Source organism: Bradyrhizobium japonicum USDA 6 (assembly GCF_000284375.1).
Lineage (GTDB): Bacteria > Pseudomonadota > Alphaproteobacteria > Rhizobiales > Xanthobacteraceae > Bradyrhizobium > Bradyrhizobium japonicum.
Genome location: NC_017249.1, coordinates 9191799 through 9207384, shown reverse-complemented (window position 1 = coordinate 9207384; position 15586 = coordinate 9191799). Strand labels below are relative to the sequence as shown.

At 59.1% G+C, this 15586-nt stretch carries 10 protein-coding genes and 6 pseudogenes; 4 read left to right on the top strand and 12 right to left on the bottom strand.

Annotated features, from left to right (window positions below; genetic code table 11):
* Nucleotides 1-1696: 1696 nt before the first annotated feature.
* Nucleotides 1697-1993: pseudogene (locus BJ6T_RS42405) on the bottom strand (integrase core domain-containing protein); the annotation flags it as partial.
* A 767-nt stretch (nucleotides 1994-2760) separates the two neighbouring features.
* Here BJ6T_RS42405 and BJ6T_RS42395 point away from each other — a divergent pair.
* Entirely contained in the window at nucleotides 2761-3042 is a 282-nt protein-coding gene (locus BJ6T_RS42395; protein ID WP_370057846.1) for a DUF3892 domain-containing protein, read from the top strand.
* 1754 nt (nucleotides 3043-4796) lie between these two features.
* On the opposite strand, the pseudogene BJ6T_RS45060 reads toward BJ6T_RS42395, so the two are convergent.
* Nucleotides 4797-5205: pseudogene (locus tag BJ6T_RS45060) on the bottom strand (IS21 family transposase); the annotation flags it as partial.
* Nucleotides 5206-5345: 140 nt separating this feature from the next.
* Between BJ6T_RS45060 and BJ6T_RS42385 the strand changes: the two are divergent.
* Complete coding sequence (locus BJ6T_RS42385) at nucleotides 5346-6857, top strand: ISNCY-like element ISBj12 family transposase (protein WP_011084703.1); 1512 nt, start codon at nucleotides 5346-5348, stop codon at nucleotides 6855-6857.
* A gap of 87 nt (nucleotides 6858-6944) precedes the next feature.
* Here BJ6T_RS42385 and istA read toward each other — a convergent pair.
* The 5 genes and pseudogenes from istA to BJ6T_RS45055 form a co-directional block, all read right to left on the bottom strand.
* Nucleotides 6945-7931: pseudogene (gene istA, locus BJ6T_RS42380) on the bottom strand (IS21 family transposase); the annotation flags it as partial.
* Between the two features lie 297 nt (nucleotides 7932-8228).
* Nucleotides 8229-8768, bottom strand: coding sequence for a GNAT family N-acetyltransferase (locus tag BJ6T_RS42375; RefSeq protein WP_014498653.1), 540 nt, complete (start codon nucleotides 8766-8768; stop codon nucleotides 8229-8231).
* A 600-nt stretch (nucleotides 8769-9368) separates the two neighbouring features.
* Entirely contained in the window at nucleotides 9369-9608 is a 240-nt protein-coding gene (locus BJ6T_RS42365; protein ID WP_018269532.1) for a hypothetical protein, read from the bottom strand.
* A gap of 132 nt (nucleotides 9609-9740) precedes the next feature.
* Entirely contained in the window at nucleotides 9741-10007 is a 267-nt protein-coding gene (locus BJ6T_RS47895; RefSeq protein ID WP_014498652.1) for a hypothetical protein, read from the bottom strand.
* Nucleotides 10008-10242: 235 nt separating this feature from the next.
* Entirely contained in the window at nucleotides 10243-10647 is a 405-nt protein-coding gene (locus BJ6T_RS45055; protein WP_011090921.1) for a hypothetical protein, read from the bottom strand.
* 172 nt (nucleotides 10648-10819) lie between these two features.
* On the opposite strand from BJ6T_RS45055, the pseudogene BJ6T_RS48035 reads away from it, so the two are divergent.
* Together BJ6T_RS48035 and BJ6T_RS48030 are read left to right on the top strand one after the other, a co-directional pair.
* Nucleotides 10820-11029 (top strand): annotated as a pseudogene (locus BJ6T_RS48035) (transposase); the annotation flags it as partial.
* Nucleotides 11027-11275: pseudogene (locus BJ6T_RS48030) on the top strand (IS701 family transposase); the annotation flags it as partial. The pseudogenes BJ6T_RS48035 and BJ6T_RS48030, both read left to right, overlap by 3 nt.
* A gap of 98 nt (nucleotides 11276-11373) precedes the next feature.
* On the opposite strand, the gene BJ6T_RS49520 reads toward BJ6T_RS48030, so the two are convergent.
* From BJ6T_RS49520 to BJ6T_RS42340, 5 genes and pseudogenes are all read right to left on the bottom strand, one after another.
* Nucleotides 11374-12060 (bottom strand): reverse transcriptase domain-containing protein, encoded by a 687-nt coding sequence (locus BJ6T_RS49520; RefSeq protein ID WP_026192139.1) that lies wholly within the window; start codon nucleotides 12058-12060, stop codon nucleotides 11374-11376.
* Nucleotides 12061-12092: 32 nt separating this feature from the next.
* Nucleotides 12093-12251 carry a hypothetical protein gene (locus BJ6T_RS49515; protein ID WP_342714148.1) on the bottom strand — a complete coding sequence of 53 codons (159 nt, stop codon included), beginning with the start codon at nucleotides 12249-12251 and terminating at the stop codon, nucleotides 12093-12095.
* A gap of 906 nt (nucleotides 12252-13157) precedes the next feature.
* Nucleotides 13158-13301: a hypothetical protein gene (locus BJ6T_RS49510; RefSeq protein ID WP_307724544.1), complete on the bottom strand. Its 144-nt coding sequence runs from the start codon at nucleotides 13299-13301 to the stop codon at nucleotides 13158-13160.
* A 57-nt stretch (nucleotides 13302-13358) separates the two neighbouring features.
* Nucleotides 13359-14097 (bottom strand): annotated as a pseudogene (locus BJ6T_RS42345) (IS6 family transposase).
* A 227-nt stretch (nucleotides 14098-14324) separates the two neighbouring features.
* On the bottom strand, nucleotides 14325-15458 hold the full coding sequence (locus tag BJ6T_RS42340; protein ID WP_011090930.1) for an FAD-dependent oxidoreductase: 1134 nt from the start codon (nucleotides 15456-15458) through the stop codon (nucleotides 14325-14327).
* Between the last annotated feature and the right edge of the window lie 128 nt (nucleotides 15459-15586).

Here is a 15586-nt window from a genome sequence, read left to right as displayed (position 1 = left end):
GAACGGAGATCCCAATGACGTTCCCCAGGGCGTGCAGGGGGGCAATAGAAAGGGCGCGGCAACGCGGTTCGGCTCAAATCGTGCTGCTACCGTGAGGGACCCTGACGAGTTTGACGATCGAACGCATGTTTTCCCGAGGGCTGAGACGGAACAAGAGCTTGGGATCACGGTCATAATGGAAAAGTGGATCGTCTCCCAATCCGTCATCAATCCAGCCTTTGACTCTAACGAGAGAGAAAAGACTGGCTAGCAGCTAGGCGACATCTCGCTCTCGACACTCGATCTCGCCGATTGCAGCCGCGATCGCTCGTGAATAAGGGAAGCGACCAAGGCCCGGCAGTTGGTCTCCCCGGTCACAGCAACAGTCCAGCCCTATCACTACAAGGCGCTGCTCCTTCCGAGCCCACCAAATTCGGTAGTTGAGGCGACCGCGGCAGATTTGCAGAGTAAGGCCATCTGTCGATCACAGGGGCGAGGCCGGAGCAAGCTTTATGGCTGGCGTTCAATACTTCGTGTCGCGCCATAAAGGCCGGTGGAAGGTTGCGCTCAATTTTGAGTACTCCGGCCCCTACGCCACTGAGGAAGAGGCGACCGCGTCGCCGTCGACGCCGCGGCAGGGCACGTCGCTCAGGTTCTCGTTCAAAGGGAAACCACCAATTTAGAATCGAGTGGACATATGGCCACGACCCATACCCCCACCAGCCAGCTAATCGCTGACCACATGAGATCGGCGCCGACCTTTCCCGCCACGCCCGCCCCGCAACACCAAAGCGCGTGGCATCAGCAGGGCGGAATCTCACACCGAACACTTATCCACTTTCCGACCGCGCTTCTGAGGCCGGCCCTGTCGAGCGCTGCCGTGCCAGGTTCTGCAGCGGGCGTGCCCTTGGTCTGCGTGGGGAACAAGGCGTTCGTCGCAGGTCAACAAGATCGGCGGCGTCAGCGACGCCAGCATCTACAAATGGAAGGCCAAGTTCTTTCAGCGTCGAGCCTTGCAACGGAAGCGCGCGGTTTCGTCGCGCCTAGAGTAGAATATTAACATTGCAACCGTCTAGGTTGTGTGCGACCATAGGCTTGGGTCTCAGAAACCGAAGACAGCATCAGTGGCCATCAATGGGCCAGCGTGCTAACAGCCCCGTTCGGCGGGGACGGTGCGCCCGTGTCCAAGGGCACCCCAAAAGCACATTGGCCGGTCACGATTACGGTTTCTGAACCCCGGCAGCCAGTCCGCTACCGGCATCAGAGCTAAAAGCAAAATCCATGAACCATCAGCGAATCTCGCGCCGCGTCGTGGCGATCGCTCGCGTCTGTAGTCTCGAAGTTCTGCACGACAACGAAACATCTCAGCAGAGGGCCGACCGGTTGATGGCACCGCACAAGCGGGGCAACCGTTGTCCGTTGTCAAATGATTTGAGGCTGATTAGGCGGCTGGCGAAAGGAGCGTCGGGCTCCTCAGGGGCTAGAGTTTAAGCGGCCTGCACTCGATGCTGCAAGCGAAGGTTGCGTCTCATCGGCGCTATCCTGCTCGAGCGGCGCCCAAGTTGAGCACCCGCAAGCAAGAGTCGCACGGGCGCATGTCCGTCGTCACGACGATACCCAAGGAAAAGGCGAAGGGGTTTGTTCGCAGGCTCGCTGAAGCTCTTTCCGGCAATCATAGTCAACGGCCCCGGGTTTGCCGGAGGCCATTTGGTTTAAGTTATGCCGCCTTGGCTGGTTGTTCCAGCATGGCGTAGTAGCGTTGCTCGGCTTCGGCCGGCGGGATGTTTCCGATGGGCTCCAGGAGCCGCCGGTTGTTGAACCAGTCGACCCATTCGAGAGTGGCGAACTCGACGGCCTCGAAGCTGCGCCATGGCCCGCGCCGATGGATCACCTCGGCCTTGTAGAGACCGTTGATGGTTTCGGCAAGAGCGTTGTCATAGGAATCTCCGACGCTGCTGACAGACGGCTCGACGCCAGCCTCAGCCAGGCGCTCGGTGTACTTGATGGATACGTACGTTAAAGTGCTGGTCAAGAAAGCTGACGTTTCATCGAAATGACTTTGGCTACCCTACAGGACATGAATTGCCGGAGAGCTGCCTAGTCGAACTCCTTCGCCGCTGATGTTCACGAGTTTAAGTAGGCCTTGTTGACCAGACCGTCGCCGAAGACCGGGGCTGACCGCCTTTGTCCCCGAGAGAGTCGTGCGGCACTCAACCCTCCCACTCTAGAAGCGCGCGTATGCGTGCAGCGATCCGCCGCGCGTCGTTCGGCCTAAGATTGGGCTTCACGCTGTCGAGGATGCCTAACACTGCCCGAGCCTCCTCGGCATCAAATGTCGCGACTTGGCGATCTGCCAGGCTCAAAGACTGATCGGCCGCCCGGGCCTGATTGGCTGTAAGCACCTCAAGCGCTTGCGACCGTAGGGCCGTGATGTGCCGCTCGAATATATGCATCCTTTGGCCCCATGGTTGGGAGTTAGCGGCCACGTGGCTCGGCGCTCAATCTGAGAGAAGAAGAAGCGCTGTCCCTACCACGCGCGCCGCTAACTCCACCGCCAGCTTCGGGAGGGAAGAAGGCTGTCGGTAGGATACATCCACCGCAAAAAGCCGTGGCACAACTACCAGAACTGGTTGCCGCATCACAGTCACGGTCGCCTGGCAATGGGGGCGCGACTCGGCGCCGAGAAGGATGCAAGGCAACCTACTGGGATTGGTCGGCACACTAACCCACGGCCGAGGTCCACACTGAGGCTCTTTTTTCTTGCAGATGGGAGAGACCCGAGTGACCAGCCGCATACGAATTCAATGCATCAACAAGACTGACAGGCAGAACCCTCACGAGCGAATCAAAAACGTTGGCGGAGTAAACCCGGACGGGTCTAGGTGGAAGCAATCCGTCGATCACACGATCAAAGAAATCGAAAACGGTGTATGGGAGTTCTATGTCGAGGAAAAGCGCACGGCCGATGTGATTGTGGCCGTCCACAACGGGCACAAGTACATCAAGACGAAGGCCGACGGCATTCAACCGGACAATTTGCTTTCACTCCCTGAGTGCCCCTAATTGTCGCAAGGATAAAGTTCATTGGCGATCCGGCTGATCAGTAGTATAATTTTGATAGAGCGCCTCCCGAGAGTCACTTGAAAAGGTTGGACGTGTACGCTCCTATCTGCCAGCCTTCCGTTCTGAGGTCAGCCAGGCTGGGAGCGGATCGCTCGATGCGGTCTCCCCGGTAGGCAGACCGGACGCCCGGTCCAGATACCAATCAATCGCCTTGCGATCCCAACGCTGAGTGCCGGGGATAGCCTCCGGTACCAAGCCCTTCTTAATCCACGTGTTGAACGCGTCCTTGGAGCACCCGCAATAGGCGGCTGCGTTGGCCTTAGTGAGGCCCCGAGGTGCGATCTGATCGGCGCGTAGTATCCGCTCCGAACGTCTCAGCTCTGCGGGCGAAGGTCTGTCACGCTGATGATCACCGTCCATTTGGACCTATGGTAGAAGTTAGCGGCAACGTGACTCCGCGCCCGAGCTGGAATTAGAGGCGCTGTCCCTACCACGCCCCGCCAACTTCAACATGGCCAGCGTCAAGCGACTGAAGCTGACGGCGGAAAGTATCGTCCGGGAAAGCCCGTGGCGCAACTACCAGGACTGGTTGCCGCCAGACGCTTGGGCGATCAGTCTCAGCGACCGGAAGCAACGCGGGCACGGCTCGGCGCCAGGTCAGGATAAGAATCGGGCGTTGTCCCTACCGCGCCCGCGCTGCAATTGAGATTAGCGGTGACGTGACTCGGCGCTCTAGCCCCCTCGCGTACACCGGGGCACGCACTGTCCCTGCCACGCGCCGCTAAGCTCAATGGCTGAGTATTCGGGCTAGCTTTCCAAAAGCTGACAAAGATCCGCGCGGAAAATTTACAAACGAAAAGCGGCCCGCTTGGGCCGTTCAAAGCTCAATCTGTTGTGGGCAATCATGCAGCCACGCAAAGACGCTCGCTAGACTGTAAGGCCGTGCGACTTCATGGCCGTCAAGCTTAATGGGGTGATCTTCGATAAGATAGAATTGCCCGTCGGCTGTTCTGACCATCCGATCTCTTAGCTCAAACCACACGCCCGTCGGCCACCTTTTATAGGATACTCGCGTCGCGAAATGGACCGCTTCAGCAATGTCCCGCGCGCGCAAATGCCTTAAAGGCTTAGCCTTTGGTGCCATGATTTCCTCGTCGGCTCAAGAGCCGCGCGGATGCGACTCGGCGCCTTTATCGGCTGGGGGGCTTAGATAGAGGCGCTATCCCTGCGGCATCCGCACTGCCCCGTGAAGTTAGCCCCTCGGATCATAAAGGCTAACCCACACCCTGCTTTCCCATGAACCTTAATCCGCTGGGAGCTGAAGTGCAGTTTAGCGAGAAAGCCGCCGTGCGTGGCCTACCTAAATTGATAGGCCAGACTGAGCGACTTAACGCCGCTCAGCCTGCCAGTATTTCAGCCTCGGTCTTTTGCAGATCGATCAGGCCGCATTAAAAAGGCGTTCGGCCCGCTTACGATCAGTGGCAGCCGCATCACGACGGCGGGTCGGATTGGCGCTCAGCCAATCTATTGCCCGCTTACGGCCGATTGGCGTCACGATTTCAGACACTCCCGGCTCCCACGTCTCTTCGACCAAATAGACTCGCCCGCCCGCCCGCCCGACCAACGGATTCGTTCGGCCTAGAAGGTTCTTAGTGTTGTTTGAGAGTGTAGGGGCGACGGCGCGTGCGGGAGGCCCATCTATATTGGTCCCAAAGCCGTTGAGCTATGCTCTGGTGCGTGAAGACGCGTTCCCCGCTCTCGATCGAGCCGTTCTCATGTGCGATGCCCGCATTGTTGCGCGTTGGCGCCATGCCATAGTGGCCCATCAGCCCGGCGTAGCGCTGCGTCAGATCCTCCCGTGCGTCGGCGGCCAGATTGCGGAACGCTGCCGACAGGCTGTCGCTGCGATGCTCCCGCGGCACGCCGCCAAGCGCCCACAGCGCGTTCTGCAAGCCCGCCGTTGAGCGCCCGCCAGGCGTTGATGCGCCGCTCCAGCGTGCGGCGGATGTTCGGGTTCAGGTCATGATGCCGTCGGCGCAACTCGTCCAGCACGCCGATCACGCGGATGCCGGGCGCAGCCTTCAGGATCGGAACGATCTCGGCCTCCCAATACTGCGCGAGCGGATCGGACCGGCGCCGGCCCCTCGGCGTCTTCTTCTGCGCGCCTGGGTCTGTCCGACTTCACCGATGGCGGGCGACAATCGCCCTCGATTCCGCATTGCCTCGCCTTAATTGTTACCGGATCCTAAGCCGTTGCCTCACGTAAATTGCTCCCCTGGACCGGGAACGAGCGAGGGGCGGAGATGGGGTGGCTAAGCATGGCAACGCGGAAGGAACTGACGGCGGCGGCAGGCGTGCGCTATCGGCGGTCGGATCGCGCGAAGAAGGCGCGGATATTGGACGAGTTCGTCGACATCACCGGATTCCATCGGAAGCATGCGATGCGTCTACTTCGAAACCAGGAAGGCGTACATCCGGGCCGACGGGCGCGACGTCGGATATATAATGAAGCAGAACACACCGCACTCGTGCTGCTTTGGGAGGCGTCAGACCGCATCTGCGGGAAGCGACTGAAAGCATTAATGCCCGCGCTGATTGAGGCGATGGAACGGTACGGGCACCTCGACCTTGCCCCTGAGATTCGCACCAAACTTTTGGCGATGAGCGCTGCGACGATCGACCGCGCCTTGGTGCGGGTTCGAGAAAAATTGGGTCGCAAGCGCCGGCGGCACGCGGGGCATTCCCTGCGTCGCAGTATTCCAATACGGACTTCGGCAGATTGGAATGATCCGGCGCCGGGATTCGTCGAGGCCGACCTTGTAGCGCATAGCGGTCCATCTGCGCGCGGCAGCTTCATCCAGACCCTCGTGCTCACCGACATTGCTACCGGCTGGACAGAGTGCGCACCTCTGATCGTGCGCGAACAGACGCTGGTGAGCACGGTGCTGACGGAATTGCGCAAGCAATTGCCTTTTGCGCTGCTCGGCTTCGACACGGACAATGACACCGTGTTCATGAATGAGACGTTGAAGGCCTACTGCGAGGCGGCCAACATTGTCTTCACGCGTTGCCGTCCCTACCGGAAGAATGACCAGGCGTTCGTCGAGCAAAAGAACGGCGCCGTCGTGCGCAGGATGGTCGGCTATCGTAGGTTCGAAGGCCTGGAGGCGGCCAAGCTACTGGCGGAACTCTATCGGTCAGCGCGGCTGTTCGTAAACTTCTTCCAACCTTCGTTCAAACTGTTAGCCAAGCAGCGCGACGGTGCTCGTGTACGTAAGACATACAGCGCGCCGGCAACACCCCACCAGCGCCTGTCAGCGGACGCCCGCACGCCTGATGCGGTCCGCCACCATCTCCAGGAAATCTATACCGCTCTCGATCCGGTCACGTTGTTGCGCGACATCCGCGACGTGCAGGAGCGCCTCGCGGCGCTCGCGGATATCCAACCATCCGCCCATCCTGCTGCGGCATCACAATCGATTGATCGCTTCCTGGCAAGCCTGCGAACGGCCTGGAAGGACGGCGCCACGCGCCCGACGGATCGGCCAATCGTGAAGGCTAAAAGGGGCCGGCGTCGTCCCGATCCGCTTATCCGGGCAACGTCAGATTTGAGAAAATGGTTTGAAGCCGAGCCTTGGCGGACCGGCAGCGAACTGCTCTCGCGCCTGCAGGTGGAATATCCTGGAGACTATCCGAACAAGCTTCTTCGAACCCTTCAACGTCGGTTGAAATCCTGGCGCAGCGAGCAAGCGAATGCGCTGCTGTTTGCTTCAGAAAAAATGCCGCCAGGGCATGAGGTCACAACACCCCAATGACGTGCGAGGTGCCAGCGGAGGAGGCCGGGCGCTCCGAAACCCCGGCCATCTCCGCACCCGGCCTCCTCCTCAACTCAGGCCAGGAGCAAAATAAATGAGGCAACTGATCGCGCCCGGGAGCATCGATATGTGAGGCAATACGTCTTCCGACCCAGATCGTCGCGCTATACTAGGGCGTTCGACTTCGAACACGTCCCAGATCGTCTGATCGACCAGTTCCGGATGGCGATGAGCCTTGGCGTAGGTGATGCATTTGTCGAGCAGCCAGGCGTTTAACTCGTCGAGGTTTTTGAACCGCAGACGCGGCGTGAAGAAGCGTTCCCTGACCAGCCCGACCTGGTTCTCAACCTGCCCCTTCTCCCAGCCAGACGCCGGCGTGCAGGCGACTGGATCGACCAGATAGTGGCTGCACATCTGCAAAAACCGGCGATTGTAAAGACGCCCTTTACCGACGAAGATCGTCTCCACGGCGGTCTTCATGTTGTCGTAGATGCCGCGGGTGCAGGTGCCCTTGAACAGCGCGAACGCTCGGTCGTGGGCGTCGAACACCATCTCCTGCGTCTCTCGCGGATACGCCCGGGCAAATAGCATACGGCTGTGGCAGAGCCGGACGTGAGCAACCTTCACGACCACGGTGGTTCCGCTCAACAGCACCACCTCATGGCTCCAGTCGAACTGGTAGGCTTCGCCTGGCGCAAAACTCAGCGGGACATAGGCCGCCGCGGTCGATTGCCCGCGTTCCTTGCTCCACCGCCTGGCGTAACGTCGCACCGCATCGTAGCCGCCGTCATAGCCGCGACCGCGCAGCTCTTCGAAGATCCGGATCAATGTCAGCTGCTCACGAGCCGATTTAGCCGCGTTCGCCGCAAGCAGCCCGTCAAGTTCGACTGCCCATCGTCCGAGCTTTGGCCGCGGCTGCACTTGCCGCTCATACTCGAAGGAGGTCTCTCCCGACCTCAGCACCTTCCGAACCGTGTTCCGTGACACCTTCAGGTCACGGGCGATCTCCTTGATCGTCTTGCCCTTGATGAAGTGCTCGCGCCGAATCCGCGCAATCGTCTCCACGACCAGCATCCTCCACCACCTGCTTTGTTACGAAGCAGGCAGCGCAACAGACCAACCTGTAGGGGGGCAATTTTGGACGCCGATCCCCCGGCTTAGGGGGTCAATATTGCAAGCCGAATGACACCATCGAAGGCAGCTGTGACTTTCTTGGCGTGAACGGCTGGAAACGAGGATGGCAGAATCGTATCATCGGTCATGGCGGGCGTGGTTTAAGGTGGGGGTGGCTTCGCAACCGAATCCTACGCCGCATCAGCGCTTTACACCACGCTCGCCAGCCCTCAGGCGCACTCTTACGAATAAGACGGGCTAGCGCTCCATCTCGCCCATAAGAATTTCATCTGAGACGTATCGTGGATTGGAAATGACAGTCCGCATTTCCGCATTCTTGCCCTCGTCCGCAAACCGGAATCCCTTCTTGTAGAAAAATGCTGAAGCTCCTTCATCTTGAGAGAGAAGGGATAGCTTGGAAAGGCCCGCGGACTGCCTAGTATGATCGGCGACTTCAATCATAGCCGTCCCGACCCCTTTGTACCTCGACCGGCCGAGATTTTCTATGCTGAGAATTCGCAAACTGTTGCGCCCCGGCGCCACGGTCATCGCTCCCACCTTATTGCGTTCATTGGCATCAGTAAACAAAGAAACACTTTGGGCGTTGCCAATATTGCTACTTACTCTGTGTAGGCGGACTGACACACCTGTCCTCTTGTCAAAAGCGGAAGACGCTGGTCCAGCAGCTAAAGCGGCCGTAAAAGCAGCACCATCTGCGCCAGAAGTGCCGGCCAGCGCATCGCGCTGCTGGTCCACACTTTGCCCGTCGGAGGGCCAGTTGTTGTAATTGGTTCTCATCACAACGAGCTACTATTTGGACGAGCTGACAGAAAGCTGACAAAGCCGACGCATGAGCCGGTCCTTTACGAATAAGACGGGCTAGACTGCCGCTGGGGGTCACTCCGATGGGTGAAGCCAAGCGCAGACTTGAGGAAATGAAGGTGGCACCTTGTCGTTGTCGATCGGGGCGACAATCGGCTTCCTGCTGTTTTGATGGTGTTCGATGGCACAAGCCGGCTTCAGGGCTTGACCTTCGATCCGGCTCGCCCAGTACGACACTTGAACGCTGTTACATGCAGGAGCTGGGAAATTGCGAAGCGCCAATCTCCGGCGAGCATCTGATCAGCGAGGCTGTGATCGAAATACTTCGCGGGGACGGTAATTTCACGGCCTCTGGACTGCCTTGGCTCGAAGCAGGCGAAACAAAGGCGCTGGCTCCAAAGAATCTCACCGCGAACTGCCTTTGTAGACGACACAACAGCGCGCTGTCGCCGTTGGATGCCGCTGCCAAGATATTCTTTGCCGGCCTCAGGGACTGCTTGGAATCGAGCGAAGCCGTCTTGCCGTACTTGCTGTCCGGTCATGATGTCGAACGCTGGCTGCTGAAGACGCTCAAAGCTAACGAAACGGCCGCAGCCCATATCGGCGGCAAAGCGCCAGAAAAAGGTGCCGAGACCACTGGTCGGGAAGTGAGAATTGCTGTTCGATTGGTGGATCGTGGCGAGCGAGTTCCTCGACCCGGGCCCGCACCCGCTGCAGCGCGGCTTCCGCCGCATGGCGCTCACCAGCAGTTCCGGCCCCCACGAACAACGCCTCGATCTTCCGAAGCTTCTCGCGCAGCTGCGACTCGCTGTTCATTCTGATCCCGTTGCCCGCTCCGAACCGGGATCACCCCATCACCGCGCCCCGGCGGCGTCAATCATCCCGACCGCGCTATCCAGAGCATTCCGCGCAAGTCAAGCCCGGGAACCGGTGATCCTGTCGTGACGCTCACGTACAAGCTGCGTTTGATGTAGGGCAGAAGCGACTGCCTTGGTCGTGAACGCGTCCGACCGGAATTTTCGCAACGATTTCGACAAGAGCTGGTCGATCGACGTTGCAAACAGCGAGCTTGAGTGAGCGCGCGGCCTTTTTGGCCGCCGCCGCCTGGCGCTCCGGAAACCGGCCGGCCTTCGGCTTGCCGGTCGCGTCGATCCCGTAAACGATGATTGCCGAGGCGGAGAGTGTCTTTTGGTTCGTGAGATTGGGCTTGGCCATTTTGCCCTCCTGAAAAGCCGAAGGGGCCCGATTTGGGCCCCTTTCTGAAACGGCGTTGTCGCTGGTCCTGCGGGATGCTCCCGGCAATGGCGGTCTTGTCATTGGACGACTCCTTTGCTGAAGACGAGAAGAGCGTTCAAACAATCTCGTCGTAAGTATAATAAAGCATATCATCCAAAAGCGCAATGATTGCAATAATTTAGCTGCAGAAAAATTGCGCTTAAATAGAAGATAATTACTGTAATTTCCGCGCTTTTTTGGCACAATTACTGTAAACAATACACGACGAAAGATCGCATGACTTGCGATCATCAATATTGTTGCCGTTGCAGACGTTCAAACCGTCAGCAGCGCAGTAACGCCAAAGAGCGTGCTGAACAAAGCGCGGAAAATCCGCCGGAAAATTACGATCAAACTGGCGCGCGTCGATCTGTGCCGAGACGCGCCGCAAGACCTCGGCGCAGCCGCCGTCTGCATAGCAACGGGGACCGTACGGATGAACCATGCCAAGTTGCTCCAAAATCCCGGTTCGGACCAGAAAGTTGTGAACCAGCCGATCCACGACGATCATGGCAATGCCAACTGCATACCAATCAGGACGGGCCTCGCGATCCGCCATCAAAACGGATGAAAGCGTCATCGTCAGAACCTTGTCCGAAACCCCAAAAACATGACGGGTCGGACCGACTAACCTGTCTTATTCGTAAGAGGCGCCCGAGAGGCTGGCGAGCGTGGTGTAAAGCGCTCATACGGCGTAGGATTCGGTTGTGAAGCCAACCCCATCACCTCCAACCGCGAACGCCACGCCCGCCATGACCGACGATACGATTCCGCCCTTCTCGTTTCCAGCCATTCACGCCAAGAAAGTCACAGCTGCCTTCGATGGTGGGCGCCTAACCTCGAACGGGGGCGTGATGCTTCTGGCGATGGCCGAGCGGCGTCTCGGCTTGGCCGACAATCTGGCCCGGGTGTTCCCGGATCGGCGCGATCCGACGCGGGTCGTGCACAGCCTTGTCGATATGAAGGAGGAGCTTGGACTTGATCACTTCGAAGGGCGATCATGGCAAGGTCTTCATCGCCACGCCCTTATGACAATGATTGCCTACGCCTTCCTGCAACATCGTCGCCTCGCATACGCGGGGCGGAAAAAAAAGAATCAACGGGCCTCCGCCTCAACCAACCATGCCCGCCGCACGCCATGCCATCGTCGATCTCATCCTTCGGCCGCCGCCTCAGCAATGCCCATATTGCCGAAAGCAAATCCTTGAAAAGCAGTGGCGCAAACGCATTCTGTTCGCGGTAGGGACACCCATCACTGGGCGCCCCCCGCGCAGATCCCGGCGAGCCCAATTAAGGCACCGGGCTCCTACCTCGGGTGTTTGACGGCGAAGCGCAGCTTCGGCCATGGATGAAGGATGCGAGCCTTGGGGAGCCAGTCATCGGTGATCTGCGTTATGCGATCCCAGGTCAGACAGGTCCGCTGACTGCGCCGCCGAAGCGTCCGCCTCCAGAGATCGGTCAGATAGAACCGAAACGCATTGAGCGCTCGGCCATTCGTCGGGACAGCAAAGTACGCAAAGTGGCCGGTCAAGACCTGCCTCAGCCATTTCCCTTGTGCAGGGATCGGCCAGTGCATTCGGCGCCTTAGCTCCTCCTTGATTTCGCGGAGTTTGGTTCGCAAGCGGTCGCTACGGGTCTTCCGTTGAAGCTGGAAGCGCCCTTGGCGTGATTTGCCGCAGATAAACGTGAACCCCATGAACGCAAAGGTTTCCGGCTTTCCGAGTCCGCGCTGCTTGCGTTGAGCCGCCGCATGGCGACCAAACTCAATCAGGCGGGTCTTGGCCGGATGGAGCGTCAGCTCGAACTCCTCCAGTCTCGCGCGCATCGCGTCAAGGAAACGACGTGCGTCATCCTCGCGCTCAAAGCCGACTACTACATCGTCCGCGTAACGCACGATGATCATGCCGCCGGAGACCTCGCGCTGTCGCCGGCGTTTGGCCCACAGGTCGAGAGCGTAGTGCAGGTAGATGTTGCCGAGAAGCGGTGAAATCACCGAACCTTGACCCGTTCCCCTGTCATCAGCGGCTACGACGCTGTCTTCGAGAACACCCCCGCCTTCAGCCATTTCTGAATGAGGCGGATGATGCGCTTGTCGCCGATCCTATGTTCCAAGAAGCGAACCAGCCAAGGTTGACTGACTGCGCCAAAGAAGTTTTGGATGTCGGCGTCAATGATCCAGTTCACGTTCCGCGTCTCGATCGCTGTGCAGAGCGCGTCCAACGCATCATGTGGTCCTCTGCCGGGCCGAAACCCGTAGGAAAAGCCACAGAAGTCTCCTTCGTAGATGGCGTTGAGCACGATGACGGTTGGCGCCCTGGACGATTTTGTCTTCGAGAGCCGCGATCGCTAACGGGCGCTGCTTGCCGTCTGCCTTTGGTATGTACGTCCGGCGAGACGGTTGCGGGCGATACGCTCCTCGTTGGACCCGTTTGTGCAGATCGGCGAGCCGGGGCTCGAGATCTTCCTCGTAGTCCTGCCACGTCATGCCATCCACTCCGGGAGCAGCCTTACGCCTGAGCGCAAAGAACGCCGCCCGCAGTGTATCGACATTGATGTGGTGAAAGAGCGCGGTGAACCGGTCCTTCTTCCTCAGCCTTGCGGCTGTCCGTACGCGGTCCAGCGACTGGGTCATGCGAGCCCGGCCCTGTGTCCGGTGCATGCGCTGCTGTTCCGCGTTTCCCTTGGTCCCCGGCCTTGGCTCCGCCCACTCCGCCGCCAGTAATCCGGCTTTGTTCGTTGGCTTCTCAGCTACTATGCCAGAGTCAGACTTCTCCGTGTCGTGCATCAGCGGCTACAGCTCCTCGCCTTCCCGCTGCGGACCATCTCCTCCGAGAAGGAAGATGGCCGACCCGGAGATATCCCGGTTCCCGTACAAGGAGCTTCCATGCATGCCAGGGTCTACGACCACGCCGGGTTGGACGGGTGCTCGCGTTTGCGCACTCGCCCATATTGCCTTCCGCTCTTTGGACAGCGTCGGCTCCCGAGATAACACTGTTTCGCGGCTCAATGGCTGGCCTGCATGCTCCCCTACCGACGCTTCGCCGACACCCTCGCGGACGCCTGCGCACGGCTCGGGGCCGATGTGGTTCGCTACACCTTCATCGCAATGGACTTCCACCATCTATTCCTTGCCGGTCTCCCGGCGCACCAAAGTAGTGATAGGGCTTCAATATCGCTGCGCGTGCGATTGTAGACGATGAGATGATGGCTAGCCTTTAGCAGGTTCCGCGCCATTGGCGCACCCATGTGGCCAAGCCCGATGAAGCCGAGGTCCATCGCAGGCATCGTCAACTAATCGATCGCCGAGCTGAAGGAGGCGAGTCTCAGAGGTCGAGAGTCGGCGATAGCGCTTGTCCTGGAGATCTCGCGCCAAGTCGCAAAGGCTCGTTCGCGCGAAGCTCGACGGAAGTCGGCCGTGACGGCTCCGGGATAGGGGATGTGGAAAAGGTTCGCGACCTGATCGTGAACTGACAGAAACCGTTGAGCCTGATGGGGACGATTTTAAACGCTTCATGATCCGCTCGCGTCGCCGCGTCGGCTGATGAGAATTCTCGGCCCGATTGTTGAGAGCTTTGTGCTGGCGATGTTCGACGTGAAAGCCCATCTTCGCCCTCGCAGCGCCGTACGAACGCAGCTTATCCGTGATCATCACGCGCGGCGGCGTGCCGGCGGATTTCAAGAGCTTCTTCATGAGCCGCTGGGCAGCGCGCGAGTCTCTCTTCGGCGCTGGATCAAGACGTCGAGAACGAAGCCATTCTGGTCGACAGCGCGCCAGAGCCAATGTTGTTCGCCCGCGATCGAGATAACGACCTCGTCCAGATGCCATTTGTCACCGCGGGTGGGAGCGCGCTCGACGGATCCGATCGGAGAACAGCTTGCCGAATTTCCGTCCCCCCTGGCGCACGGTTTCATAGGTCATGCCAATGCCACGCGCCGCCAGCATTTCCTTGACCAAGCGCAAGCTTAAGGGAAACCGGAAATACAACCACCGTTCATGATGAAGGATTTCGCACAAAACCCGAATGCGCAAGTGGCAGGACTGGCGATAGCAGGACCACTCCGAACACCGTCATCCATGGGCGGAGGTCAAAATCCATCCCTGCAACGAACCTGCTTGTCTTGTCATGCATTTCCCCTGTCGTGACATGCTTGTTGTCGGCCAAAATGCTACAGAGTTTACCTTCAGTCCACGGATGTGGCCGATCCACCGCGGTAGCGACGTCCGTCAAATTCCCATGTGACTTCGCCTGCTTCTAATCAGACGGGCGCAGCCAGAAACGCGTAGCCTTCACGAAGAAGGCCCATCGAATAGTCGCGGCCATGCTCCGGTTTGCGCTCTTCCCGGCAAATGGCGTATGCAATGTCGTATACGCGCCCGACTCTTTCTTCGCGGCGTCGGCAATAGGTCTTGAGCGCAGTCTCCAGATCGTCGTTGCGATTCAGTTCCTGGGCCAGAACCAGCGCATCCTCGATCGCCATTCCGCCGCCGGATGTCATTTGCGGCATCAACGAATGGGCAGCATCGCCGAGCAGCACGACACGGCCACGGTGCCAGGGGGCTGGCATCATCAAGACATCAAATGGGCGGTAGCTTATGTGCTTGTCTTCGCCGATCACCTTGGCAGCCGCGACCAGTTCGGGCGCCGTAAAGGGGGCGAGCAGGTTACGGAGATAGTCGCACACCCGATCTTGCGGAATACGAAGCTTTTCGTCCGTGCTTTCCAGGAAGAATAGATAGCACAATTCCTTCGATAGCGGCAGCGCGCCAACTACGCGGCCCGTCGGAAGGCGGTACAGGACGAAGCCATTCATCGCCTCGGTGCGAGAAACCGTATAACGCCATACCCCTTGGCCGGCGTAGTGCGGCTTGAACTCGTCGCCGAAGATGCTCTGGCGGATCTTGGAATAGACTCCATCCGCAGCGATCAGCAGATCGGCGCGATCTGTCTCGCCGTTCGATAGCTGAACCGTCACCCCTCGATCGTCCTGATCAATACGGGTGATCGTTGTGTTGAAATCGATTTTCGCGCCGCTCTTCGTCGCAAAGTCTTCCAGAATCTGTCCCAGACGTGGCCGCATGAGTCCCAGTGCGGCTGGACGATCAGCGTCCCAAATTCTTGGTGAGGACTGTTCGCTCAGAATCGTTCCCGCGCCATCGCGTACCGACACGGTATCCCAACCAAGGCCGCCTTCGAGGCAGGCATCCACCAATCCCAATTCGGCAAGTGCCCGCAAGGCATTCCCCAGCAGCGTGATACCGGTGCCGATCCGGTCACGCTTATCTCCCATCTCAATGACTCTGGTAGATACGCCTATCCGCTGAAGCGCATGGGCGACCGTCAAGCCGCCAATCCCGCCACCTACGATGAAAACCTTCTTCACCGCGCCCATTTCTCCTCCTCCACTTGTTGGTATCTTTTTATTTCTTGGCGATCACCCCCCGGGGGCCGCCGCGTTCTATGAAAAGCATTGTATTCTGTAACCTACCAATCCTGCTCTCGCCGAGCACCACCAAGCGC

What these genes read in the sequence shown, in the direction of transcription:
- BJ6T_RS42385 (WP_011084703.1), top strand. Translation starts at nt 5,346, where the DNA reads ATGGGGTGGCTAAGCATGGCAACGCGGAAGGAACTGACGGCGGCGGCA.
- BJ6T_RS42375 (WP_014498653.1), bottom strand. Translation starts at nt 8,768, where the DNA reads ATGAGAACCAATTACAACAACTGGCCCTCCGACGGGCAAAGTGTGGAC.
- BJ6T_RS42365 (WP_018269532.1), bottom strand. Translation starts at nt 9,608, where the DNA reads ATGAACAGCGAGTCGCAGCTGCGCGAGAAGCTTCGGAAGATCGAGGCG.
- BJ6T_RS47895 (WP_014498652.1), bottom strand. Translation starts at nt 10,007, where the DNA reads ATGGCCAAGCCCAATCTCACGAACCAAAAGACACTCTCCGCCTCGGCA.
- BJ6T_RS45055 (WP_011090921.1), bottom strand. Translation starts at nt 10,647, where the DNA reads ATGACGCTTTCATCCGTTTTGATGGCGGATCGCGAGGCCCGTCCTGAT.
- BJ6T_RS49510 (WP_307724544.1), bottom strand. Translation starts at nt 13,301, where the DNA reads ATGGCGCGGAACCTGCTAAAGGCTAGCCATCATCTCATCGTCTACAAT.
- BJ6T_RS42340 (WP_011090930.1), bottom strand. Translation starts at nt 15,458, where the DNA reads ATGGGCGCGGTGAAGAAGGTTTTCATCGTAGGTGGCGGGATTGGCGGC.